The organism is Gemmatimonadota bacterium (assembly GCA_016712265.1).
GTDB lineage: Bacteria > Gemmatimonadota > Gemmatimonadetes > Gemmatimonadales > Gemmatimonadaceae > RBC101.
In genome coordinates, this window is record JADJRJ010000028.1 from 671,494 (window position 1) to 696,437 (window position 24,944).

Annotated in this window: 13 protein-coding genes and 2 pseudogenes; 8 read left to right on the plus strand and 7 right to left on the minus strand. The window is 68.1% G+C overall.

The window, feature by feature from the left end:
• Nucleotides 1-20: 20 nt before the first annotated feature.
• A complete protein-coding gene (locus IPK85_09805) occupies nucleotides 21-1,892 on the minus strand; it encodes a gamma-glutamyltransferase (GenBank protein MBK8247677.1) in 1,872 nt (623 codons plus the stop codon).
• A 185-nt stretch (nucleotides 1,893-2,077) separates the two neighbouring features.
• The gene (locus IPK85_09810) at nucleotides 2,078-3,709 is read right to left on the minus strand and encodes a hypothetical protein (GenBank protein MBK8247678.1); all 1,632 of its coding nucleotides are present in this window, start codon (nucleotides 3,707-3,709) and stop codon (nucleotides 2,078-2,080) included.
• Between the two features lie 99 nt (nucleotides 3,710-3,808).
• Here IPK85_09810 and IPK85_09815 point away from each other — a divergent pair.
• From IPK85_09815 to IPK85_09830, 4 genes and pseudogenes are all read left to right on the plus strand, one after another.
• Nucleotides 3,809-4,458 (plus strand): annotated as a pseudogene (locus IPK85_09815) (sigma-70 family RNA polymerase sigma factor).
• On the plus strand, nucleotides 4,442-5,266 hold the full coding sequence (locus IPK85_09820; GenBank protein ID MBK8247679.1) for a serine/threonine protein kinase: 825 nt from the start codon (nucleotides 4,442-4,444) through the stop codon (nucleotides 5,264-5,266). Before IPK85_09815 ends, IPK85_09820 begins: the two are co-directional and overlap by 17 nt.
• A complete protein-coding gene (locus IPK85_09825; GenBank protein MBK8247680.1) occupies nucleotides 5,227-7,125 on the plus strand; it encodes a tetratricopeptide repeat protein in 1,899 nt (632 codons plus the stop codon). Before IPK85_09820 ends, IPK85_09825 begins: the two co-directional genes overlap by 40 nt.
• Before the next feature lie 84 nt (nucleotides 7,126-7,209).
• Nucleotides 7,210-7,647: a hypothetical protein gene (locus tag IPK85_09830; GenBank protein ID MBK8247681.1), complete on the plus strand. Its 438-nt coding sequence runs from the start codon at nucleotides 7,210-7,212 to the stop codon at nucleotides 7,645-7,647.
• A 245-nt stretch (nucleotides 7,648-7,892) separates the two neighbouring features.
• On the opposite strand, the pseudogene IPK85_09835 reads toward IPK85_09830, so the two are convergent.
• Nucleotides 7,893-9,957: pseudogene (locus tag IPK85_09835) on the minus strand (FAD-dependent oxidoreductase).
• A gap of 270 nt (nucleotides 9,958-10,227) precedes the next feature.
• Between IPK85_09835 and IPK85_09840 the strand changes: the two are divergent.
• Nucleotides 10,228-13,833, plus strand: a complete 3,606-nt coding sequence (locus IPK85_09840) for an ExeM/NucH family extracellular endonuclease (GenBank protein MBK8247682.1) — start codon at nucleotides 10,228-10,230, stop codon at nucleotides 13,831-13,833.
• 258 nt (nucleotides 13,834-14,091) lie between these two features.
• Nucleotides 14,092-15,933: a bifunctional metallophosphatase/5'-nucleotidase gene (locus IPK85_09845; GenBank protein ID MBK8247683.1), complete on the plus strand. Its 1,842-nt coding sequence runs from the start codon at nucleotides 14,092-14,094 to the stop codon at nucleotides 15,931-15,933.
• Here the strand turns inward: IPK85_09845 and IPK85_09850 are convergent.
• Nucleotides 15,926-18,292 (minus strand): ribonuclease H-like domain-containing protein, encoded by a 2,367-nt coding sequence (locus IPK85_09850; protein MBK8247684.1) that lies wholly within the window; start codon nucleotides 18,290-18,292, stop codon nucleotides 15,926-15,928. The two genes, IPK85_09845 and IPK85_09850, sit on opposite strands and share 8 nt — an antisense overlap.
• A 120-nt stretch (nucleotides 18,293-18,412) precedes the next feature.
• Here IPK85_09850 and IPK85_09855 point away from each other — a divergent pair, with 120 nt between their 5' ends.
• Both IPK85_09855 and IPK85_09860 read left to right on the plus strand, forming a co-directional pair.
• Entirely contained in the window at nucleotides 18,413-19,318 is a 906-nt protein-coding gene (locus IPK85_09855; GenBank protein ID MBK8247685.1) for an AraC family transcriptional regulator, read from the plus strand.
• Nucleotides 19,319-19,407: 89 nt separating this feature from the next.
• Nucleotides 19,408-21,285, plus strand: a complete 1,878-nt coding sequence (locus tag IPK85_09860; protein ID MBK8247686.1) for a CocE/NonD family hydrolase — start codon at nucleotides 19,408-19,410, stop codon at nucleotides 21,283-21,285.
• Here IPK85_09860 and IPK85_09865 read toward each other — a convergent pair.
• From IPK85_09865 to IPK85_09875, 3 genes are all read right to left on the minus strand, one after another.
• Nucleotides 21,282-22,103, minus strand: a complete 822-nt coding sequence (locus IPK85_09865) for an NTP transferase domain-containing protein (GenBank protein ID MBK8247687.1) — start codon at nucleotides 22,101-22,103, stop codon at nucleotides 21,282-21,284. The genes IPK85_09860 and IPK85_09865 overlap by 4 nt on opposite strands.
• Complete coding sequence (locus tag IPK85_09870) at nucleotides 22,100-22,951, minus strand: hypothetical protein (protein MBK8247688.1); 852 nt, start codon at nucleotides 22,949-22,951, stop codon at nucleotides 22,100-22,102. The genes IPK85_09865 and IPK85_09870 overlap by 4 nt, the downstream gene beginning before the upstream one ends.
• Before the next feature lie 110 nt (nucleotides 22,952-23,061).
• Nucleotides 23,062-24,834: a Na+:solute symporter gene (locus tag IPK85_09875; protein MBK8247689.1), complete on the minus strand. Its 1,773-nt coding sequence runs from the start codon at nucleotides 24,832-24,834 to the stop codon at nucleotides 23,062-23,064.
• Between the last annotated feature and the right edge of the window lie 110 nt (nucleotides 24,835-24,944).

Below are 24,944 nucleotides of genomic sequence, written 5' to 3' on the forward strand. Positions count from 1 at the left end.
CCGGGCCCTGCAGGCAGCACCTACCAGGCGATTCCGTAGTCTTCGCCGTGGTTGGACGCCGCGCCCCACAAGGTGCGGTTCTTCCGGTCGAACCAGATCGCCGTGATCGGGCCCGAGGTCCGCGCCGAGAAGGTCATGGTGTAGCCCATGCGGCGCAGCTCGGCGCGCGTCCAGTCCGGCACGCCGTCCTGCAGCACGACATTCCCGGGCCGCGATTCGTGCGCCCCAAACGATGAGCGCATCTGGAACGAGTTCACGTTAGGCGCCTCGGCAGCCTCCTGCGGCGTCATCCCGAATTCCACCGTGTTCAGGAAGAATTGCAGCAGGTTCTGGTCCTGCGAGTCACCGCCCTGCACGGAGAACGCCATGAACGGGGCGCCGTCCTTGAGGGCAAGGCTCGGCGTCAACGTGACGCGCGGCCGCTTGCCTGGCGCGATGACGTTGAATGGCCCGTCGCGCGGGTCCGTGATGAACGACTGCGCGCGCTGGCTCAGCCCGACCCCGGTCCGCCCGGCGATCACCGCCGGCACCCACCCGCCGCTGGGCGTGATCGAAATGAACCACCCGGCGGAATCGGCGGCCTGGATGGACGTCGTCCCGGCATAGAACCCTTCCTCGAAGGTCGACGTCGGGATCACCCGGTCCTGCTGCCCGCTCATTGGCATCATCGCCGGCGCACCGGTGGTGCTCCACGCGTCCAGGTAGGCCTTGAACGGGTTGGTGCCTCCCTGGAAGGGATACGGGTCGCCCGGCTTGATCTTTGGGTCGTTGGCGTCCCAGCGGATCTGCGCATAACGAGACTTCGCATAGTCCTTGGACAGCAGCCCCTTCATCGGCTCCTCGGGAGCGAAGGCGGGGTCGCCGTAGTAGAAGTCACGGTCGGCGAAGGCCATCGACATCGCCTGGTACACCGTGTGGATGTAGCGTGTGCTGTTGAACCCCATCCCCTTGAGGTCGGCGTTCTCGAGGATATTGAGTGCCTGGAGCAGCGCCGGGCCCTGCGTCCATTGCTGCAGCTTGAAGACCTCGACCCCCTTGTAGGTCGTGGACATCGGCTCCTCGATCTTCACCTTCCAGTTGGCGAGGTCCTCGCGCGTAAACAGGCCGCCCTCCTCTCGCACGCCGCGCACGATCTCCTCGGCGATATCTCCCTTGTAGAACCGATCGTACGCGGCGTAGATCGCCTCCTTGCGCGTCTTGCCTGCCTTGAGGGCCGTCCGCTCCGCCTCCACGAGCTTGCGCAGGGTGACGGCGAGGTCGCGCTGGGCAAAGACCTCACCGGCGGCGGGGGCCTCTCGGGCCTCGCCCAGGTGCGGGAGCATCACCTCGCGCGAGTACTTCCACTTCTTGAGTTCTGCCTTGTTGCTCTCGATGGAGTTGGCGGTCTGCGCCTCGATGGGATACCCGTCGGCCATCTGGATGGCGGGCGCCAGCACCTCAGCCAACGACATCGTGCCATACTCGGCGAGCATGGTCATCAGCCCCCCCGGCGTACCGGGGGTCACCGCGGCGAGCGGCCCGAACTCCGGCGGCGCGTTCATCCCCTTGGCTCGATAGAACTCGGCGGTCGCACCGGTCGGCGCCACGCCCAGGGCGTTGATCCCGATGACCTTCTTGAGCCCCGGATGGTAGATGAGGGCCTGCGTCTCCCCGCCCCAGCTCAACACATCCCACATGGTGGAGACGGCGCCGAGCATGGCCGCGGCGGCGTCGATCGCATTGCCGCCCTTCTGGAAGATCATCGCCCCTGCGGTAGCGCCGAGTGGCTTGCCGGTGACGGCCATCCAGTGTCGACCGTGGAGGGGTGGTTTTTCCGTGCGCTGTGCCGCGGCAGGGAGGGCCGAGAGGCCAAGCGCGGCGACGACGGTGGCGAGACGGTGGGGTCGGCGCATGGGCGGGCGTGGAGAGGGGGAGGGGCCGGTCGAAGGGTGGCATGACGATCGGTCGCGGCCGACGTCGGCGCAATGGGCGTACCGGCGGCAGGTGTTCCACACCCGCCGCCTCCCGGCCACCCTCCCGAGAATCCTATTGCGTGGCCAGGCTCGATCCACGAGGGGCAGGGGTCTCCACGCAACGGTCAGAAGCGTGAGGACCGCAGCTGAACGTCCGCCTGTGCCCACGTCCGCGCGAACCGCGCCGTGGTTTCCCGGGCCTCACGCCGCTTCCCCTGGGCGAGCAGGCTCTCGGCGAGCCCCACGAGCGACCACCCGTTGTCCGGAAAGCGCGCGAGGTCCTCGCGGTACACTTGCTCCGCCTCGGCGGCACGCCCCGCCTTGAGCAGGACTTTCCCCAGCGAATGTCGCACCGGGTAGTACCAGGTTGGGGGCTCGGCATAGGTCAGCGCGTCTTCGGCGACCATGGCGCGACGGAACGCGGCGATCGCCTCGTCCAGCTGTCCGTGGCCCACCGACAGTTCACCCGCGAGGGCATCAACGGCGATACCCAGGGCGCGTCGGTTGTCGCCCTCGGGCAGCGCGCTCGCGATCGCACGGACCGAGTCATGGGCCGCATGCGCTTCAGCCCAACGACGCCGTGCGGTAAAGGCCACCCCGCGTGCGTAGTAGGCCATCCCGGTGGCGTACCGCGACGTGGAGGGCAGGGGGGCCTGCAGGACCTCCTTCCAGCGCCCAAAGGTGACGAGCGTCAGGTGGTGGAGCGGAAGGATTGCCTCCACCCACGGGTGGTCACGGGCGACCGACGGGTCGACCGCACGCACGGCCCGGGTGGCGTGCTGCAAGGCGAGCCGACTCGACCCCATCATGGTCGCGGCAAACGCCAGGAAGTGGGCGTTGTGGGCATAATACCCGCTGCCGTACAACCCGCGTCGCCCCGACGAGTCACGGTCGCGCAGCGCCTCGTCGGCGTGCAGGGCGTGTTGGTTGGCGTTGATCGCGTCGGCATATCGCCCAACGCGGATGTAGATGTGAGCGGGCATGTGGACGAGGTGCCCGGCCCCCGGCATCGCCGCCGCGAGTTGCTCCGCGCACGGCAACCCGCGCGAGGGATCCCGCGCCTCGATGGCATGCAGGTAGAGATGGCAGGCTCCGGGATGGTCTCCATCGGTCGCGAGTACATCCTGCAGTGCGCGGACGATGGCCGGCGTGGCCGGCCGTGGCGAGCCATCAGCGTTCCAGTAGTTCCACGGACTCAGGTTCATCCAGGCGTCCGCGAGTACGACGCGCGCCTCACGGTCGTCGGGGAACGCGTGCACGACGTGTTCCATCGCCTGCGCGTAGGAGGAGTCGAGGGTCGCGCGCGCGCCGTCGGCGTATCGCAGGGCCAAGGCGTCGATCATCGCGAGTTCGACCGGTCGGGCGAAGGCCCGGCGCGCCTGCGCACGCTGGACCGCCGCGCGGGCCGGTTCCACGGCCGCGGCCGGCATGGGGGCGTTGATGTTTGGTCCAAGGGCGAGCGCAACACCCCAGGCACACATCGCACAGGTCGAGTCCTCGCGCTCCGCCTGGCGGAACGCCGCGGCCGCCTCGTCATGATTGAAGGCCCAGAACCACCGCAACCCCTGGTCGAACCACGCCTGGGCACGATCCGACGCCGTGCTGATGCGGTAGTGGTGGCGTCCCAGGTCCGAGCGCAGGATGGTTGCGGGCTCAACGGATGAAAGAGGCAGCGGGCCACGACGCTGGTGTTCGTGCTGGGCCGCGAGGCCGAGCGGCAGCAGGAGGCCGATGAGGCCGGTGAGGGCAAGGCGCATGGAGTGTGTCCGGAGTTCATGGTGGGTCACGACAGGTCGGGCTAGATTGCGTCGTTCGGTGCGGCCACCCGACATGCACGTTTTTTCCTGGGCGCGTCCATGACACATGCTTCAGGGACCAATGCTTCCGGGACCCATGCGACCGGACCCGACGATGCCGGGCCCGTCACCGTGCTCCTGGCGCGACTGAGCGCGGGGGACGATGCCGCGCTCGATCGGCTCTTTCCCCTGGTCTATCATCAGTTGCGCGAGGCGGCGCAGCGGGCCATTGGTCGCGAGCGTGTCGGGCACACGCTGCAGCCGACCGCCCTGGTCCATGAGGCGTATCTCAAGCTGGTCGGGGGAGGGGCGATCCCGGCGCGCGATCGCGCCCAGTTCCAGGCGATCGCGGCGCGGGCGATGCGGCAGGTCCTCGTCGACCACGCCCGTCGTCACCGTGCGGACAAGCGTGGCGGGGGGCCGCCCTGGCGGAGCTCCCCGAGGATGTTGCCGCCAACGGGGGGCTCCCGACGGACGAGCTCGTCGCCTTGTCCGACGCGCTGGACCGCTTGTCGGCTGTGAGCCCCAGATTACGCAGTGTCGTGGAGATGCGGTTCTTCGCGGGTCTGGAAGAACGAGAAATCGCCGTGGCGCTGGGCGTCACCACTCGCACGGTCGAGCGGGATTGGGTGAAGGCGCGCGCCTGGCTGTACCGAGAGGTGTATGGCGTTGGAGGCACCAATGGGAGTGACGGTGGACGGGCGGGGTGAGGCCACGCCATGGGATCAACTCGAGCCGTTGATCGACGAGGTGCTCGAGATGGATGCGGCGAGCCGCCAGCGGTGGGTGGCGCGCGCGCGGCATGGCGACCCGATGCATCGCGAGGTCTACCAGCTCCTTGCCGGTGGGGACCGCACGGGCATCCTCGATCGCGAGCTGCCCGTGGCGCTCGTCGGGGGGGACGCGGCCGACGCCCTGGCCACCCGGCTGGGGGAGGCATTCGCCGGGCGCTACACCATCGAGCGGGCCCTGGGCGAAGGCGGGGCCGCGTTTGTTTTCCTCGCCCATGAGGCCAAGCACAACCGGGCCGTCGTGCTCAAGGTCCTCAAGGAAGAGGCCGCCCTCTGGATCGGCGCGGATCGCTTTCGCACCGAGATCCAGATCCTGGCGCGGCTCTCGCACCCGCACATCGTCCCGCTGATCGACTCGGGCGAGGTGGCAGGGCAACTGTACTATGTGATGCCGTACCTGGGGGGTGAGACCCTGCGGGACCGGCTGCGGGCCGGGGGCGTCTCCGCCGCTGCTGCGCGCTCCCATCTCGCGGACGTCGCCCGGTCACTGGCGCACGCGCACGAAGCGGGGATCGTCCATCGCGACCTGAAGCCGGCCAACGTGTTGTGCGTCGAGTCGCATGCGTACCTGATGGACTTTGGCATCGCGCATGACGTGCTCACGCGTCCCGCCGCGGAGGCGACGCAGGAAGGGTGGCCATTGGCACGCCGGAGTGGATGTCCCCCGAGCAACGTGAAGGACGCCCGGTGGATGCCCGCACGGACGTGTACGCCTTCGGCAAGTTGATCCGGGCTACGGTGGCCCATTCAGCCAGCGACGCACGCACTGCGCACCTGGAGCGCCTGGCCGCCGAGTGCCTGCAGGACGATCCGGCGCGTCGTCCGGCGAACGGCGCCGTGTTGCTGCGTCGACTTGGGGCGATCGAGCAGCGACGCACCACCCGTTGGCACCGCGCGGCCAACCGCGCCGCCTGGCTGGTGGCGGGGGCCGCCACCGTCGGGTTTGGCGCCTGGTGGGCGTGGCGCCGCCCGGCGTTGGATGCGGCCTCGCTCCCGGCTCCGGTGGTCGTCACGGCCTTCCGCAACGAGACTGGCGATTCCACGCTCGCGGTCTGGGGCCGGATGGCCGGGGACTGGCTGACGCAGGGTCTCATGGAGGCCGATGGGCTCGCGGTGGTGCCCTGGCCGGTGGCCCTGCAGGCAGCGGGACAAACCGCGGACAGCGCCGATGCCATTGGTGCGCTGATGCGCGAGACCCGGGCGCGCGCCGTGCTGACCGGGGCGTACTACCTCACCGGCGACCGGGTGCAGTTCCAGGCGCAGCTGAGTGACGCCGATGGCAAGGTGCTGGCCGCCCTCCCCGCCGTGGAATCCTCACGGGACTCGATCGCTTGGGCCATCCAGGACCTGCGGGATCGCCTGCGTGGCATGGTCGCCATGCGGGCGGACGGGGAGGTGCAGGCCTTTGCCGTAGCCACGCGTCCGCCGCTGTACGCGGCGTACCAGGAGTTCGAGCGGGGGATCGCCGCGTACAACACGCAGCGCTACGACGAGGCCGTCACCGCGCTGGACGCGGCGTTCACGCGGGACTCCACCTTCGACGCGGCGGCCGTCTACCTGGCGCGTGCGTTGTGGAATGCAGGGCAGCGGGGACGTGTCGACTCGCTGGTGAGCCGCGTGCGCGCGCGGCCCCTGCCGATGTCGCCGTACCTGGACGCCCAGTTGCGGTACCTCGAACACACCGTCGACGGGAACGGCGAACTCGCGCTCGCGGCGATCCGCGACGCGGCCGCACGCGCCCCGGGCGGGCGTGACGGGTACAACGTTGGGAATGCAGCCCTTGCCCTGGCCCAGCCGGCGGAGGCGGAGCGTGCGCTGCGTGCGCTCGACCCCGATCGCGGCGCCCTCAAGGGGTGGGCCCCGTACTGGTATGCGCTCACCCACGCGCTGCACCTGCAGGGGAAGTTCGGCGAGGAGTGGCGTGAATCCGTTGAGCTGCGTGCGCGATTCCCGCAGAGCCGGGCGGCGTGGGTACACCTCGTGCGGGCGGCGGCGGCAGAAGGCCGCACCGGGGCGGTCGATTCCCTGCTGACCCTCGCCGCTCCCGAGGCTCCGGATACCTACTGGTCGCAGGGGGCGATGATGGTGACGGCCGCCGAGGAACTGATGGCGCATGGCTTCGGAGATCGGGCCTCGTCGTACTTCGCGCAGGCGGAGCGCTGGCTCGCGAACCAGCTGACCCGGAACCCCACGCACGATGCGCATCGGTACTGGATGGGGTCGGCGTTGTACGACCAGGGGCGTTGGGACGATGCGTTGCCGTACTTCGAGTCGTTACGCGAGCAGTATCCCGACGACCTGCGCGCGCGCGGGCACGTGGCCCTCGTGGAGGCCCGTCGCGGGGATCTCGTCGCCGCGCGAGCCAGGTTGGGGAGTGCCCCGCGGTTCGAGGAGACCGAGCACCTGGTCTTCCAGGCGCGCCTTGCCGGGATCGCCGGCGACACGACGGCCAGCCTGGGCTACTGGCAAGCGGCGGTCGGTCGCGGGCTGGGAGGCATCGTCTGGCATCACAGTGGGAGCCGGCGGGACCTTGCCCCGTTGGAGGGAAATCCCGTGGCGCGGCAGCTGGGGCTTGTGGTGCGGTAGGTGTAACGCGCTGCGGATGCCCGGGACGCTGCTGCAGCATCAGGCGTGCGATACATTGCGCCAGCCGTGACCACACCAAACGAGATGCAACCCTTCGCACGTGATGTCCGGGCGGCGATCATGGAGGCCTTCCAGGCCAGCGGTCCCACCCCAACCACGCACAGCATCGCACAAGTGCTGGGGTGTGAGCCGGAACAGGTGGCGTCCGCATTCGAGGAACTGGCGCAGGCGCATGCCCTGGTCCTCCAGCCCGGGAGCCACGACATCTGGATGGCGCATCCGTTCAGCGGGGGGCCGACGCCACATCAGGTGACCATCGGGGACCGATCCTGGTTCGCGAACTGCGTGTGGGATGGGCTGGCGATCCTCGCGCTGTTCGGGGATGGTACCCTGGACACCCGCTACGGCGGGACCACCGAGCCTGCGCGTTTCACCGTGCGCGCGGGTGCGGTGCAGGGTGAGGGGATCGTGCATTTCCTGGTGCCGGCGCGGGAATTCTGGGCGGACATCGGTTTCACCTGAGCGACGATCCTGGCCTTCCGGTCGGAAGCAGAGGTCGATGGCTGGGCGGCCGCCCGTGGTCGCTCGCGCGGCGCGGTCGTCGCACCGCAGGTGGTGTTTGAGCTAGCCCGCGACTGGTACGCGGACCGCCTGACGCGAGACTGGACGCCCAGGCGCGCGGCTGAGGCGGAAGCCGTCTTCGCACGGCACGGCCTGACGGGGCCGTTCTGGAGCCTCGGCTGACGGCGCGGCGCGCGCGGCCGGCGTTAGGCGGTGGACGCGACCGGCAGGTGTCGGCGAAACGGGACGCCGTTGATCGTCGGCTCGTCGAACTCCTGCGCGAAGCGGTGCCCGGAATAGACCGCGTGGGCAATGAGCTCCGGGGGCGAGGGCATCACCAATGCAGCGCACGCCTTGGATTCCCGCGGAACCCCACTCCGCACGCCGCGCCTCCAGGGCGTCGAACAGGGCATCGTGTGGCACGCGCGACGTCACCGACACCAGGGCATCGCATGCCACGTCGCGCAGCTCGCCAGACCATGCATGCACGAGTCGGGCATGGCCATCGCCCAGCGACTCGATGTTCTCCGACACGAGTTGTGCAACGCCAACGGTGTAGAGCCGGCGCTGGATGTGTGCGAACTCGAGGGTGTTGCGGCTGTAGCTCGCCACGACGTCGTCCGGCGTCACCAGGGTCACCTGCGCGCCGGCGAGCGCGAGTGACTCGGCCATGAGGCTCCCCATGTAGAAGCCGTCGTCGTCGAACACGATCACGCGGCCCTGGGGTGTCGTGCCGTTCATGACATCGTCCGGGGTCAACACGCGCCGGTGCTCGAATCCGACGATCGGAGCGCCGTTCGTTCGGCCGAAGCCATCGCGACGCCACTGGCCACCGGTGGCGAGGACGACCTGTGGGGCGCCGAACTGGAAGACGTCATCGACATCGATCGGTGACTCCCGGTACACGGTGACCGACGCGAGCTTCTCGATCTGTCCGACGCGCCAGTCACGCACGCGCCCCCACTCGGCGAGCCCCGGCAGGCGGCACTCCGTGCGCACCCGCCCGCCGAGTTCTCGGGTGGCCTCGGTGAGGTGCACCTCGTAGCCACGCGCGCCTAACGCGCGGGTGGCCTCGAGCCCGGCGGGGCCGGCACCAACCACGAGGAACCGGGTCTCGCTGCGGCGCGGCGCGATGCGTTCCGGATGCCAGCCGCGGCGCCACTCCTCGCCCATCGTGGGGTTCTGCGTGCAGCGGATGGGCGAACTGGTCATGTCGCCCGACACGCAGATGTTGCAGCCGATGCACTCGCGGATGTCGTCGGCGCGCCCTTCGTCGATCTTCCGGGGGAGCCAGGGGTCGGCGATGGATGGGCGCGCGGCCCCGATCAGGTCCATGATCCCGCGGCGCACCTGGTCCACCATGGTGTCAGGGGAGGTGAAGCGACCGACACCAACCACCGGCTTCGTGGTCACCTGTTTGACCCAGTGCGTGAACGGTTCCTGCGATCCTTCCTTCGCAAAGCGTGAGGTCGTGGAGTCGTTGTGCCAGGGCCCGATGTTGACGTCCCACAGGTCGGGCCAGTCGGCGAACATGTGGACCACCTCGCGCGCTTCCGCGACGGTCACCCCCATTGGCCCGGTCAACTCTTCGACGGCGAGCCGCACGACCACTCCGCATCGGTGTCCGACCGCATCCCGGGTGTCGGCGATGAGTTCACCGAGGAGTCGGGCGCGATTCTCGAGGGAGCCGCCATAGGCATCGGTGCGCTGGTTGCGGCGTCGCTGCAGAAAGGACATGGCCAGGCTCAGGTCGTGGGCCGCGTACACGTAGACCAGGTCAAAGTCGGCGTGCATCGCGCGCACGGCCGCTTCGCGATGCCACCGCCGGTATTCGCGGATGTCGTGCGCCGTCATGGCGCGCGCCTGGAGCGGGTGGCCGTATTTCTGTGGCTGGTGCGACGGCCCGATGGAGACCTCGCGCGAGTACAGGTTGGAGGCGGTGGGTCCGTTGTGCGTGAGTTCGATGGCCGCCAGCGCGCCGTGGGCATGGACCTTCTCGCACATCAGCGCGAGCGCCGGGATATCGGCGTCATCCCAGAGCCGCGCCTCGACGCTTGGGGTGAGGTCGCTGCTGGGGTGGATCTCACATTCTTCGGTTGAGACGACCCCCCATCCCCCTTCGGCCTTTACTTCGCGCATGGCGGCATGGGCCGCCGGCATGGCGTGGCCCATGCCATTGCAGTGCGGCACCTGGAAGAAGCGGTTCCGCGTGGTGACAGGCCCGATGCGTACGGGCTCGAAGAGAATGTCGTATCGGGGGTCGCGTGACATCGCGGGAGAAACGCCGGTGGGGGCAGGGAAGTATGCGGCTCGAATGCAGGCATGGCGAGCACGTCCGATGACGGCAGCATGGCGGCGTGCTCAACCCCAGGGATTGGGGCACAGCTCGCGAGCGGCCCTGTAGCTGAGACCGCGGTCGCCGTGCTCATGACTCAGCTCCGCAACAGTCTGGAAACGGCGCTGGTCAGCCGGTAGCATCGGGTCCCAAATATCGTGAACAACAAGTCGCTCGCACGCCTCCCCACTCACAGCTTGCCGATCATGACTCTCCCCGGACCCCACGGTACGCGTCGTCGCCCGCTGGCGACAACGATTCTTGCGGCGGCCCTCCTCTCGGGCTGCGGCGGTGATCCCACCGCGGCCTCGCCTCGCGCCGTGGCCCCCCTCACCGAGCGCGTGGCATCGGCGAGCGGGGTGGTCATCAATCAGGTGTACGGCGGCGGCGGGAACAGCGGGGCGACCCTCACGCACGACTTCATTGAACTGTACAACGCCAGCAGCGCGGCGGTCGCGCTCACGGGTTGGTCGGTCCAGTACGCCTCGTCGTCCGGCACGAGCTGGCAGATCACGCCACTCAGCGGATCGATCGCGGCCGGCGGCTACTACCTCGTTCGCCAGGCCCAGGGAACCGGCGGGACCACGCCGCTTCCCACCCCCGACGCCATTGGCTCCATCGCCATGAGCGCAAGCAGCGGAAAGGTGGCGCTGGTGACGAGCACGACGGCGCTTACGGGGAACGGGTGCCCGATTGCTGCCCCGATCGAGGACTACGTCGGCTACGGTACCTCCGCCAACTGCTTCGAGGGCAGCGCGCCCACGGCGAACCTCTCGAACACCACGGCAGCGGTCCGCAGTAACCTGGCGGCGCTGGACACCGACCAGAACGGCACGGACTTCACGGTGGCCGCGCCGACTCCACGCAATGGGGCCGCCGGTCCGCCAACGGTGGCGAGCACGGTTCCGGTGAGCGCGGCGACGGACGTTGCCGTGAATGCCAACCTCTCGGTGACCTTCTCCAAGCCGGTGACGGTGACCGGGACCTGGTTCACCATCGACTGCACCACCAGTGGCGCACACACCGCGACCGTCTCGGGTGGTCCAGCCACCTACACACTCGACCCGGACGCCGACCTTGCCGCGAGCGAGTCGTGCACCGCAACGATCCTCGCCGCCCAGGTCGCGGACGCGAGCAATCCTGCGCTCACGCTGCCGGCTGACTATGCCTGGAGCTTTACCACGCTGGGGGGGAACGTGTGCAGTCTGCCGTATACGCCGGCCTTCGACATCCAGGGGAGCGGCACGGACACCCCGCTGGACGGACAAGTGGTCTCGACGCAGGGCGTCGTGATCGGTGACTACGAGGGTGCGTCGCCAACCTTGCGTGGGTTCTACGTTCAGGATGCCAATGGCGATGGCGATCCGGCGACCTCCGACGGGATCTTCGTCTTCAACGGCAATGCCGACAACGTCGCGCTGGGGGATGTGGTCCGGGTCACCGGCACGGCGCAGGAGTTCCAGGGCCAGACGCAGCTCGGCACGGTGACCTCGGTCATCGTGTGCAGCACCGGCGCGTCGGTCCCACCGACCGATGTCTCCCTGCCGTTCGCCTCGACCACGTCTGCGGAACGCTACGAGGGGATGTTGGTGCGCCTGCCGCAGACGCTGTACGTGACCGAGCATTTCCAGCTGGGTCGGTTCGGGCAGGTCACGATGTCGGCGGGCGGTCGACTCTTCCAGCCGACCCACTTGGCGGCGCCGGGCGCACCCGCGCTGGCCCTCCAGGCCCAGAACGACCTGAATCGCATCATCGTGGACGACGCAGACAACAACCAGAATGCCGACCCGATCGTCTTCGGGCGCGGAGGGCTTCCGCTCAGTGCCAGCAACACCCTGCGCGGTGGTGATGCGGCCGCCGGGATCGTGGGCGTCCTCACCTATACCTGGGCGGGCAACTCGGCCAGCGGGAACGCCTATCGCGTCCGGCCGGTGGGTGCCCTGGGCGGTGCGATTCCGGCCTTCACCCCGATGAATGCGCGTCCGCCGGCCCCCGCGAATGTCGGCGGCTCGCTCAAGGTCGGGGCGATGAATGTGCTGAACTACTTCAACACCTTCTCCGGCTGTACGCAGGGAGTGGGCGGCAGTGCGACGTCTTGCCGGGGTGCGGAGGACGCGTTCGAGTTCACGCGTCAGGCACAGAAGACGGTCGCCAGCATCCTCGCACTCGATGCGGACGTCCTTGGCCTTGTGGAGATCGAGAACGATGGCTACGGCGCCCCGAGCGCCATCGCGGACCTCGTGAACCAGCTGAACGCAGTGGCCGGCGCCGGGACCTGGGCCCTGGTCGACGTCGATGCGGCCACGGGGCAGCTCAACGCACTGGGCACGGATGCCATCAAGGTGGGGCTGATCTACAAGCCCGCTTCGGTCACGCCCGTCGGGGCCACGGCGGTCCTGAACTCCGTGGCGTTCGTCAACGGCGGTGACCTCTCCCCGCGCAATCGTCCCGCGTTGGCCCAGGCCTTCCGGCAGGCGAACAACGCGTCGTTCGTGGCCGTGGTGAACCACTTCAAGAGCAAGGGCAGCGCCTGCGACGCCCCGGATGCGGGCGATGGCCAGGGCGAATGTAGCATCGTCCGGACGAATGCGGCCGTCGAGTTGCGGAACTGGCTGGCGACCGATCCCACTGGGACGGCGGATCCCGACGTGCTGGTGCTCGGGGACCTGAACAGCTACGCGAAGGAAGACGCCATCACCACGCTGACGAGTGGGGGCTTTACCAACCTGATCGAGGCACGGCAGGGGACCGGGGCGTATTCGTTTGTGTTCGACGGACAGTGGGGCTACCTGGATCATGCCCTCGCCTCGTCGACCCTCGCCTCGCAGGTCACCGGGGTGACCGAGTGGCACAACAATGCCGATGAGCCATCGGTGCTGGACTACAACACGAACTTCAAGAGTCCCGGCCAGGTGAGCTCCCTCTTCGCCGCTGACCCGTATCGGTCCGCGGACCATGACCCGGTGCTGGTGGGACTCAACCTCCTGCCGGGCAACCGCGCGCCCAGTGTATCGGTGGGCGGCCCCTACTCGGCGAATGAAGGCGCCCCTATCCTGCTCTCCGCCACGGGTTCCGATCCGGATGGCGATCTCCTGTCGTACCTGTGGGACTTCGGCGACGGAAGCACCGGTTCGGGTGCGAGTCCCTCGCATGCGTTCCCGGATAACGGGAGCTACGCGGTCGCGGTGACCGTGACCGACGGTCGCGGCGGAAGCGCCACGGCGTCGACGACGGTCACGGTCAGCAACGTGGCCCCCAGCGCGGCCATCGTCAGCCCGGCGGGCGGCACGGTGTCACAAGGCAGCTTTGCCCTGGCCCTTGGCAATATCCTCGAGCCTTCCCCGATTGATGCGGCCTCACTGCAGTACCGCTTCAACTGCGGCACCGGCTTTGGTGCGATCATCAGCACCCCCAGCACGACCTGTACGATCCTTGCACCGGGGACGGCGACACTGCGCGGGGCCCTTCGCGACAAGGACGGCGCCGTGCAGACGTATACCAAGGTCGTGACTGTCGTCAACGCGCCGCCGCAGGTGACCATCCTCTCGCCCACCTCCGTCACGATTCCCGTGGGCGGGACCGTGACATTCTCCGCATCGTTTGTCGACCCGGGCACCGGCGACAATCCGTGGACGGCGCGTGTGCGATGGGCGGCCGGCCAGGCGATCATCCCCCTCGGGGCGGTCAGTCCGGCCACGCCGTTTGGCGCGTCACAGGTGTACGCCACGGCCGGGACCTTCACGGCGCAAGTGGAAGTGGAGGACAAGTACGGTGCACGCCAGCGAAGGTCCTTCACCGTCATCGTGCAGTAATCGCACGCCCATGAGGTCGTAAGCTGGCTCAGCACCCGGCCCACCGAGGCCCCGCTCTCCTGCGGGGACCTCGGTGGGCCGTGTTGCATGTGCGCGAGCGGGCAGGCGGCACCGTGAGTGTTCGGTGTGACCGATACCCAATGGGCACGGAGATCCAACGCGAGCGTTACGCAAATCGTGTCTCGATCCGTACGCGAAGGCCCCAGAATCGGTCGTCCTGTCCTTCGTGCGCCAACGTCACATCCGGAGAGCCACACCATGCGTCGCACCCTGCTCGCCCTCTCACTGCTGCTCGCCGCCTGCGCCGATGACCCGGCGCGGACGACGCCCCTTCCCTCTGAACCCTCCTTCGCCGTCGCGGCAGCGGCGCCGGTGGACTTCTGTCTCACCCTCCTGCACAACAACGATGGGGAGTCGGACCTGATCGACCTCGGCCTCGGGCGCGAGGACTTCGGCGGCATTGCGCGATTTGCAACCGTGGTGAAGAACCTCCGCAGCCTGTCGCAGAACGACCTGAGTCCCGACGCGCGTGACCTGAACTGTGGGGGCGTCGGGTTGCTGAAGCGCGGGGCCCTCATGGTGTCGTCGGGTGACAACTACCTTGCCGGTGCCGAGTTCCAGGCCAGCCTCTCCTCAGGGTCCTACTACGATGCGATCGGTCTCGACCTGATCGGCTATGATGCGCTCGCCATCGGCAATCATGAGTTCGACTTCGGGCCGAGCATCCTCGGTGGCTTTGTCCAGCAGTTCAACCCGATTCGTCCCCCATTCCTCAGTGCGAACCTGGACGTGAGCGCTGAGCCCTCCCTCGCGCGCCTCGCCGCGACGCGGCGCATCGCCCGGAGCACCATTGCCTTCGCTCGCCTGACGCCGATCGGGATCATCGGGGCCACGACGCCACTCCTGCCGTTTATCTCCAGCCCAGGCAAAGTGCAGGTGAACCCGGACGTGGCCGGTGCGGTGAACGCCGAGGCCGCGCGACTCAAGCGTCTGGGTGTCAACAAGATCATTCTCATCAGTCACCTGCAATCACGGCTCGAGGACCTCGCGCTGATCCCGTCGCTGCGCGACGTCGACATCGTGGTGGCTGGCGGCGGTGATGACCTCCTGGCCAACAGCGACGATCTCCTCATCCCCGGTGATATCGCGGTCGGCTCGTACCCGCTGAGCGCCGTCGACGCCAACGGCAAGACGGTCTCGGTCGTGACCACCGCCGGTGGATACGGCTACGTGGGACGACTCATCGTGGGCTTCGATCGTCAGGGGAACGTGATGCGCATCTCCGACAAGAGCGGGCCGGTGCGCGTTGCTGGAGGCACGCAACCCGACGCCGTCCTTCCTGACCCCATGGTCCAGAGCCAGGTCGTGACGCCGGTCGCGGCGTACGTCGCCAACCTCGCGTCCACGGTGGTCGCCAACAGCCAGGTGGCTCTCGATGGCATCCGGAACAACGTGCGGTCGGTCGAGACCAACCTCGGCAACCTGGTGGCCGACGCGCTCCTGTGGGAGGCGAAGCAGCGGGCGGCGTCGTTTGGTGCGCCGCAGCCTTTGGTCGCATTTCAAAACGGTGGGGGGATTCGCAACGCCTCGCTGCTGCCGGCCGGTCCCCTGAGCGAGAAGAACACGATCGATATCCTGCCGTTCGCCAACTTCGTGACGATCGTGCCGGCCCTTCCACGTGCGCAACTCAAGGAAATCCTCGAGAATGCAGTCTCGCGCGTCGCGTTCTTTGATGGGCGCTTCGCGCAGGTGGCCGGACTGAGTTTCGTGTGGGATGCCAACGGCACGGCCCAGGTGCTTGACGCAAGCCTGAACGTCACGACGCCGGGGACCCGGGTGCGCGACGTGACGCTTGCCGATGGCACCGTGATCGTGCAGAACGGAGTCGTCGTGGCCGGTGCCGACATCCCCGTGGCCACCATCGACTTTCTCGCCGTGCAGAATGGGGACCAGTATCCCTTCCGAGGCCTGCCATTCGTCCGGGTGGGGGCCACCTACCAGCAGGCGCTGAGCAACTACTTGCGCGTCGGCCTGGGAGGGACGGTGACAGCAGCGGCGTACCCCGTTGGTGGAGCCGGCCGTATCACGCGCCTCAACTAGGCGCCTCTAGGCGGCGGGGGGGTGAGGCAGGCCGCTCACTTCCCCGCAAGCCCTGAAGGATCGTCCGAATGCGATCGAACGAGGTCGCAAACAGGTTGAGCTGCACTGGATCCGCGAACACCACCTCCCAGTCCTCCACCGACAGGGCCCGGGCGAGCCGCACCGCGAAGTTCGTGCGCAACACCCTCGCGTAGTGCTCGGCGTCGTAGTCCCGGCGATCCTCCGCCCCTTCGGCTGGCGTGATGCGCGACTCACCGCCCTGGGCGCGATATATCCGCACCCGTTCTCCCGACTTCCAATGCGTCCTGCCGCTGGCCAACATCCCCTCGTAGGCCGCCTCCTTGCGTGCGTCGCGCACGGCGAGGTACTGCTCAGGTGACTTGGTCAGTCGGACGCGCGAACTCACCTCGCGCGTGGCGAGGTCGCGCCGATGGAGGCCGGCGATCGTGTCGAGGTACTGTCGCCGAACGGCGGGAATGTCGCCCACCAGCAGCGAGCGCACGGCCTCGCGCAGGAAGGCCTCGCCAAAGGGCTCGGCGCGGCTCGACCGAAAGGCCACGCCACGCAGGATCAACGTGCCATCGTACTTCAGCAGGGCATAGTTCTTCGGCTCGTGCGACAGCATCGCGGCGTAGCGTCCCTCGAACTCCAGCTGCACGAGGGGCGGCAGGAGCGCGGCCACCTCAGCGACTACGCGGCGTTCGTCGTCTTCGGTCCACTCGAGCGGGACCGCGAAGTACACCCCGTCGGTGTCGGCCTCGAGCAGCGTGACGCCGCGCGCGGCCAGCTCGCGACAGAGGAGGTCAAGCAGCTCGCGTCCGCGACGCGTGACCTCGTTGGCCGCATGCACATCATTGAAGCGCGTCAGGCCCCCGGCGGCCAGATATCCGTAAGCCGAATTGATCACGATCTTCATGGCCGCCGACGTGGCGTCGTGCAGGTGTCGCGACGGGGACCCGGCGGGGGCGGCGCGGGCCGCGGCCTTGGCCGCGAGCCGGTGCTCCGTGAGCCGGTCAACCAGCGCGAGAAACGCACCTAACGAGTCACGCGCCGGACCGATGCGATAGGTGCGCATGAGCGACGGGTACAGGCTCGCCACGTCGGCCTTCACCACGCGATGGGCCGCCCCGGCGGCAAAGAGGTGCAGGGCGGCACCCGTGTGGACCGTCCCATCGCCCGTGGCGTGAACGGGGACGGCTCGCCCGGCGCGCAGGTACGCACGCACGAGCAGCGGGTCGATCACCCCCGTGGCAGCGCCGGCGTCAGCGAGGCGCTCGTACCGCCGCGGGGCCATCCGGGCGAGGGCAAAGGCGGATCCCCCCAGCAACCGGGCGAGGCCAGCGACCTCCTCGACGTCGGCGGTCGCATAACGACGCACCCGCTCGGGATCGGTGCGCCAGGTCGCGTGGATCAGGTCGCCGCGCACCAACTCGCGATCGGGGCCGGCGAGGCCAAAGTGGCGCGCCACCGCCTTGAGGCCATGTCCCGGGAGTTCCCGCGTAGAGAAGTCATACCGCAACACGGCGTCCATCGTGTCGATCAACTCGCGCCCCGGGACGATGTAGCGGTGCCGCCGTTGCGCATCCCCTTCGATCACGATGCCGCGGCGCGCCGCGCGACGCTGCAGGGGGAGTTCGTTCCGGCCGAGGCGCAACGTGATGCCCGCCACCCGCGCGCGCCGCTCGAGAAACGGAAGGTCGAAGCCGTGCAGGTTGTGGTTCTCGATGACGTCGGGGTCTGCCTCGCGGATCACGGCCACAAGACGTTCGATCAGCACCCGTTCGCCGGCCTCGTCATCGCTGGGCACCTCGAGCACGGTGGCCACGCCGGACGGGTCACGCACGGCCACCATGAAGATGCGGTCATGGCGCGGGTCGAGCCCGGTGGTCTCGAGGTCGAACTGCAGGCGATGCAGGTCGTCAAAGGCAAAGTCGCGAAAGTAGGTGCGACCCGTCGCCACGAGGAACTGCTCGTCCGGCGGGAGGGCGAGGTGTGTATCCTCGCCGAGCGCGGCGAGGTGCGACACCGGGTGGCCCAGCCGACGCGACGCGCCTTCGAGGACGGCACGGCGCAGGAAACGTCCGTCGTCGGCGCCCACGAGGAAACGCAAGGCGCCGTCGCCCTCGAGTTCGCGGACATGGACGTGCGCGTCGCCATGCGTCCCGAGGCCAGTCCCGAGATGTTGCAGGTCATCGAGGCGGTCGAGGAGGAGCCAGGGGCGGAATCGCACCACGTCGTGGTGGAGCCTGCCACCCTCCCGCCGCCAGACATCGGCGCGCCCCCGATCGTCAGCCCAGACGGAGACGATCCCGGGGGTGGGGTCCCACCCCCAGAGCCATTCGTCTGCGTCGGATAACATCGGGGGAAGATACCCACCCGCAAAATGCGCAACACATGTCAAGCACGTGGAGTGGCGCGCGCGGTACCTTGGCAGGGCATGAGCGATCCATCGACTCCCGCGCGACCAGCCGGCCGCCGCATGAAAGCCTCCACGAGAAGCTTCTACCAGGACGCCGTCACGCGCGTGGTCGGCCACATCGCCGCGCACCTCGATCGGGCCGTGGACCTCGATGAACTGGCGGGACTCGCGGGGACCTCACCCTTCCACTTTCACCGGATCTGCCGGGGGATGCTGGGTGAGACGCCGCTCGAGCTCGCGCGGCGGCTGCGACTGGAACGCGCCGCATACCAACTGGGGTACGCGCGAGACTCGATCACGCAGGTCGCCTTTGCGGCCGGCTACGAGTCACATGAGTCCTTCACGCGGGCCTTCCGGGTGGCGTACGGATCGTCGCCAAGCGACTTCCGCCGAGCACAGGTCCGTCGAATCGAGATCGCCGCGGTGAATGGCATTCACTTCACACCAGACGGCCGCGCGCCGTTACCACGCTTTCGCGACACCGGAGGTGTCACCATGGACGTCGTACTCGAGGAATTGCCACCGTATCGCCTGGCGATGGTGCGGCATGTGGGGCCGTACAACCAGGTCGGCAACGCGTTTCACCAGCTTGGGGCGATCGGGGGGCCGCTCGGGCTCTTCTCCGAGCGTAGCCTGATGCTGGCGCTGTATCACGACGATCCGGAAGCGGTCCCCGCTGGTGAGCTGCGGTCCGACGCGGCCCTGGTAGTCACCGAAGAGGTCAATCTCCCCGAGGGAATCGTTGAAGGACGGCTGCCGGGCGGGACGTATGCGCGAGCCCGCTACCGCGGGTCATATGAAGGGCTCGGCGACGCGTGGGCCCGCTTCATGGGTGAGTGGCTGCCGGCAAGTGGGCACCGACTCGCCATTGGCGCTGCAGTGGAGATTTACCGCGATGGACCCATGATCAACCCGGGATCCGAGGCAGTGACCGATCTCCTCGTCCCGATCGAACGATCGGCGTAACGTCGCGTGACCTGGCATCGCAGGCGAAGGGGTCGCTTGCGGTGCCCACGGATCGGGCGTTGGTTCCAGTGCCTCCCGCCCTTCGCCGCATGCCGTCACGTCGATTGTACCACGTCGCTGCGTCCCTGATCCTGCTCGCGGCCCCCGGCCTCGTCGCCGGCCAGGGGCGACCTGATGAGTTGTCGCGATACTTCGCCACGCAGGTCGATCGGGAGGAGCTCGTGCGCATCCCGATGCGCGACGGCAAGCGGCTCAATGCATCGCTGTTCTTCCCGAAGGCACGGGCCCGCCAGGACCTGCCGACGATCCTCACCTTCTTTCCCTACCAGATCAACCCGGTCAGTGCGGAGAACCGCGCCTTCCTGGAGAATGGCTACGCCCTGGCCTACGTGAACGTGCGCGGGCGCTACTTCTCCGAGGGGACCTACACCTACCTCGGCGGTTCCGGTCCGGATTCCTACGACACCATCAACTGGCTGTCGCGGCAACCGTGGTCGAATGGCAAGGTCGGCGCGTTAGGCTGCTCGTCGAGTGCGGAGGAGCAGCACCGGATGAACGCCATGGGGCACCCGGCGTTTGCGGCGGCGGTGCCGCGGGCGTCCGGGGCCGGCATTGGTCGCATGGGGCCCTACAACGAGATGGGCAACCACTACCGGGGCGGGGTCTTCCAGAACCTGTGGTACAGCTGGTATCACGGCTCCGGGTACAAGTTCAAGCCGTCGTTTCCCGAGGAGCTGACGCGCGACCAGATGCTGCGCCTGGCCCGCAACTGGAACACCGAGCCGCAGACGATTGCGCGCGTGAACTTCGACTCGGTGATCGCGACCCTGCCGATCGGCGACATCCCGCGACGCATCGGCTCGGCGCCGAGTGACCTCGACGACTTCATGACCTGGCCGATGAACGACCCGCGCTGGAAGACGATCGAGTTCGGGAACGAGGGCGACCGGAACCATGCACCGGCGTTGTACATCAACTCGTGGTACGACGTCTCGACTGGGCCAAACATGGCCATGTTCGAGTACCAGTCGCGGAATGCCGCCTCACCGCAGGCGCGGGACAACACCTTCATGATCATCGCGCCGACGGGACACTGCCAGATGGGGCGTGTAGAGACGGAGCACACGGTCGTCGGCGAGCGCGACATGGGCGATGCGCGATTCGACTACACCGCGTTCATGGTCAAGTGGTACGACCGCTGGCTCAAGGGGATCGACAACGGCGTCGAGCGTGAGCCGCGGGTGCGCGTGTACAACATGGGAGCAAACCAGTGGCGCACGTACTCGAAGTGGCCCCCGCGTGAGGCGACGCCGATGACGTATTACCTGGACAGCGACGGGACGGCCAACACGTCCAAGGGGAACGGACGCCTGGTGCTCAAGGCGCCCAAGGCGATGGTGCGGGACACCTTCACCTACGACCCGCTGAAGCCGACGCCGAGCGCCGGGGGTCAGGTGTGTTGCTTCAACGCGGCGCAGGCGGGTGCCTTTGACCAGTCGGCGATGCAGTCACGCGCCGACGTGCTGGTGTACACCTCGGACGTGCTCACCGCGCCGGTGGACGTGACCGGGCCGGTGCAGGTGACACTGTATGTGTCGTCCGACGTGAAGGACACGGACCTGATGGTGCGGCTGGTCGACGTGCAGCCGGACGGGAAGGCCTGGAACCTCGATGAGCAGGCGCTGCGGTTGCGATGGCGTGAGGGGTGGGACGCGCCGGTGATGATGGAAGCGGGGAAGGTGTACCAGGTGAAGCTGCCCCCGCTGGTCACCAGCAACACGTTCAAGGCGGGGCACCGCATTCGCGTCTCGATCGCAAGCAGTTCGTTCCCGGTGTACGAGCGGAACCTGAACACGGGCGGCCCGAACTACAACGAGAAGGATCCGGTGGTCGCGCACACGTCGATCCACCATGGGCCGCAGCAGCCGTCGTCGATCACGCTGACGGTGGTGCCGGCGAAACGCTAGAGGAGGACAGCGACTCCTCGGAGGGCAGCGGCGACGGCGGGCACGTCGCCGCGGAGCGAGAGGTCGAGGACGCCGCCCGCGAACGGAACGACGGTGAACGGCTCGCCGAGCTCCTCGCGGGCGATCCGCACCGCGTCCTGCAGTTCCAGTTCGCCGCGCACGGAAGGACGCACGCGACGGCAGGCCTCGAAGATCGCCGGCGTGAACGACCAGAGGTTCATGCTCACGAGCGCGTGCGGCACCAGGCGCTGGTAGGTGGCCTCGTCGGGCTTCTCGACGATCTCCGCCAGGTGCAGGTGGTCACCGACGTCCGCGGTGGTCACCAGGGCAAAGGCGCGCACCCGTTCCGCCGGGATGTTGCTGTCGCGTACGAGCGCCGCGGCGTCGAACCCCACGAGGCCGGCGCCGCCAACGGCTGCAAGCCGGCGATAGGCTTCGACGGGGTAGTAGTTGTCGGCATTGAGGACGAGGCAGGTGTCGTCTCCGGCAAATGCCTCGGCTGCGGCGACGGCATCCGCGGTCCCCTTCGGCTCCGCCTGCACGGCGAAGTGCACACGCACTCGGGTCAATCCGTGCGCATAGTGGTCGCGGATCGACTGATGCTCGGGCCCGATCACCAGGCAGACCTCGGTGATCCCGGCGTCGGCGAGTGCGCTGATCACATAGTCGAGGAAGGGGCGATCGATGGGGATCATCGCCTTCATCCCGGCGTCTGCCGCGCGCGCCTGCGCGTCGTCGAGCGGGGCGGCGTCATCGGCGCGGCGCATCCGACTGCCGAGCCCGCGGGCCATGATGACCGCTTTGTGCGTCGTGGTCATGGGGGCGTCGTCAGCGGCATCGCCCGAAGATAATGCCACAGTCCCTCGACCTCCCTGGTCGTGAGGCGTCGAAAGCGACGACGCGCGGTCGTGCCCATCAAGCCGATATCGCGCCCGTCGCGCGCGCGGCCATCGAGCAACAACGCGGTGAACTGCGGCAGGGTGTACCCCAGCGCCTGGACGAGAGCCGGCGCGTTGTCCTGTCCGCGCAGTGTTAACCCGTGACACTCGGTGCACACCGTGGTCGCGCGGTAGCGACCCAGCGCGACCAGCGAGGTGTCGACGCTGCCGTTGAGGCGTGGGGCCGCATGGTCCATTGTGCCGGCGTCGGTGGGCACCTCACCGCGGAGCAACGCGACCTTCGTGAGGACGCGCAGTTCGGTCGGTGGCCAGGTGTCACCGCGAACGGGGGCGGCGCGAAGGTGGGCGATGAGCCGGCCGAGATCGACGTCGGACAGGTGAAAAAAGCCACCGGATGGCATGGCGAAGGCTGCAGTGCCGTTGCGCTTGACGCCGTGTCGGATCAGCCGCGCCAACTCCGGGTTGCTGTAGCCGCGGATCGCCTGGGTGATATTTGGGGCCACGAGCCGAATGACCCGAGGCTCCTCAACGAAGACCTTCCCCTGCAGGGAGTCGGCGTGACACCCGTGACATCCGTGCAGCCAGGCGAGCCGTTCGCCTTCCATGCGGGACGCGTCGTCCGTGGGAATGGTGACCGATTCCAGAGGGACGTCGTATGGTGTTGCCGCAAGCGTGAGGGCGCGACGATCCAGTAGCCACCAGGCCGTGGCTCCGACGCCGGCGAGCAGCGCGATGCCGAGGGCGAGGCCCAGGAAATACGGTCGCATGCGCGAAGGCGGGGCCTGAGGCCTACCGTGCGAGCCGGCGCTTCACGCGCGAACGATGGGGCGCCACCTGGCGTCACGCGCCGTGGCGCCAGTATGTCCGCGGCGCCGCATCAGGACGCGTCCCCGCTTCGCCAGATGCGCGGCAGGATCTGCATGAGGCCGATGGTGCTCACCGCAAAGACGCCCGCCCACATCAGTGCCTGCGAGGTGCGGCCGTAGAGGAAGGAGCCGGTGCCAAAGAGCGCCGCGTACACAAAGAGGCAGCCGAGAATCCAGGCCGCAAACGACATTGGCAGCGAATCGGTGGAGGCGGGAAGTCCCGTCGCCTGGCGCACGCCGGCCCATCCCGGTCCGGCCGGGCGGACGAGTCGGTAAAACGATTCGAGGGTGGCGCGGTCGTTCTGCGGCCCCAGGAATGAGACCGCGATCCAGACCACGCTCGTGATCGCGACCCCGATGATCAACGACACGTGGGAGGGGACGGTCAGGCCCATCTTGCCGGCGACAAAGAAGCCGACCGCGACCGCGAAGCTCGTGGCCATGGCGGCGACTTCGCTCCACGCAGTCACGCGCCACCAGAACCAGCGGAGCAGGTAGAGAAGGCCCGTGCCCGCGCCGACGGACATCAGGAGGTTGAAGCTGTCCTGGGCGGTGTCGAGGACAAACGTGATCCCCGACGCCGCGAGCATGAGCACTGCCGCCGTGAGTCGTCCCACCATCACATAGTGCTTTTCGTCGGCATCGGGACGGACAAACCGCCGATAGAAGTCGTGCACCAGGTACGATCCACCCCAGTTGAGGTGCGTGACGATGGTGGAGACGTAGGCCGCCAGCAGCCCGGCCACCATCAGCCCCAGCAGGCCGGCTGGCAGGAACCGCAGCATGGCAGGATAGGCCATGTCGTTGCCGAGCAGCGCGGGGTCCACGTGGGGGAAGGTTGTCGCGATGTCGCTCACCTGGGGATAGACCAGGATCGAACAGAGCGCCACGATGATCCAGGGCCACGGGCGCAGTGCGTAGTGCGCGAAATTGAACAGCATCGTGCCGGCGAGCGCGTCATTCTCGCTCTTGGAGGCGAGCATGCGTTGCGCGATGTAGCTCCCGCCCCCCGGCTCGGCGCCAGGATACCAGACCGACCACCACTGCACGGTCAGCGGGATGATCAGCACCGAGAGGGTCATCCCCCAGTCGCCAAAGTCGGGCACGAGGGCCAGCGTCGCGGGATCCACCTTGCTGATCAAGCCGGCCAGTCCCCCAACCTGCGGCTGCTGCAGGGCGTAGTACGCCGCCGCAAACGACCCCGTCAGCGCGATGCCGAACTGGATGAAGTCGACGACGAGCACCCCCCACAGGCCCGACGTTGCGGCGAAGAGCACGTTGATCACGGCGCAGGCGAGCAGCGTCTCCCACATCGGCCAGCCGAACAGCACGTTGGCGATCTTGGCCGCGGCGAGGTTTACGCTCGCCATGATCATGCAGTTGAAGAACAGGCCGAGGTAGATCGCGCGGAAGCCACGGACGAAGCTCGCGGCTTTGCCCGAGTACCGGATCTCATAAAACTCAAGGTCGGTGAGGACCTTCGACCGCCGCCAAAGCCGCGCGTAGAAGAAGACCGTCATCATCCCGGTGAGCAGGAAGGACCACCAGGCCCAGTTGTTCGCCACGCCCTTCGTGCGGACGAGGTCGGTGACGAGGTTGGGGGTGTCGGTCGAGAAGGTCGTCGCGACCATCGAGACCCCGACCAGCCACCAGGGGGCGGCTTGTCCCGAGGTGAAGAACTCCTTCGTGCTTGACCCTCCACGCCTCGTGAAGAGGAGCGCCGGGAGGAACGCCACCAGGATCGAGACGACGATGACGGTCCAGTCGAGGGGAGTGAGGGTCATTGCGGGGACGGCGGGAGGCGAAGGGCAGACGGCAGACGGCAGACGGCAGACGGCAGACGGCAGACGGCAGACAATCCTGCGCGCCCGCGCGCGGGCGGGACGTTAACCCT

Bases quoted from the DNA above. Each gene is read 5' to 3' on its own strand.
- IPK85_09870 (MBK8247688.1), bottom strand. From the start codon at position 22,951: ATGCGACCGTATTTCCTGGGCCTCGCCCTCGGCATCGCGCTGCTCGCC.
- IPK85_09860 (MBK8247686.1), top strand. From the start codon at position 19,408: ATGCCGTCACGTCGATTGTACCACGTCGCTGCGTCCCTGATCCTGCTC.
- IPK85_09875 (MBK8247689.1), bottom strand. From the start codon at position 24,834: ATGACCCTCACTCCCCTCGACTGGACCGTCATCGTCGTCTCGATCCTG.
- IPK85_09810 (MBK8247678.1), bottom strand. From the start codon at position 3,709: ATGCGCCTTGCCCTCACCGGCCTCATCGGCCTCCTGCTGCCGCTCGGC.
- IPK85_09805 (MBK8247677.1), bottom strand. From the start codon at position 1,892: ATGCGCCGACCCCACCGTCTCGCCACCGTCGTCGCCGCGCTTGGCCTC.
- IPK85_09845 (MBK8247683.1), top strand. From the start codon at position 14,092: ATGCGTCGCACCCTGCTCGCCCTCTCACTGCTGCTCGCCGCCTGCGCC.
- IPK85_09840 (MBK8247682.1), top strand. From the start codon at position 10,228: ATGACTCTCCCCGGACCCCACGGTACGCGTCGTCGCCCGCTGGCGACA.
- IPK85_09855 (MBK8247685.1), top strand. From the start codon at position 18,413: ATGAAAGCCTCCACGAGAAGCTTCTACCAGGACGCCGTCACGCGCGTG.
- IPK85_09850 (MBK8247684.1), bottom strand. From the start codon at position 18,292: ATGTTATCCGACGCAGACGAATGGCTCTGGGGGTGGGACCCCACCCCC.
- IPK85_09865 (MBK8247687.1), bottom strand. From the start codon at position 22,103: ATGACCACGACGCACAAAGCGGTCATCATGGCCCGCGGGCTCGGCAGT.
- IPK85_09830 (MBK8247681.1), top strand. From the start codon at position 7,210: ATGCAACCCTTCGCACGTGATGTCCGGGCGGCGATCATGGAGGCCTTC.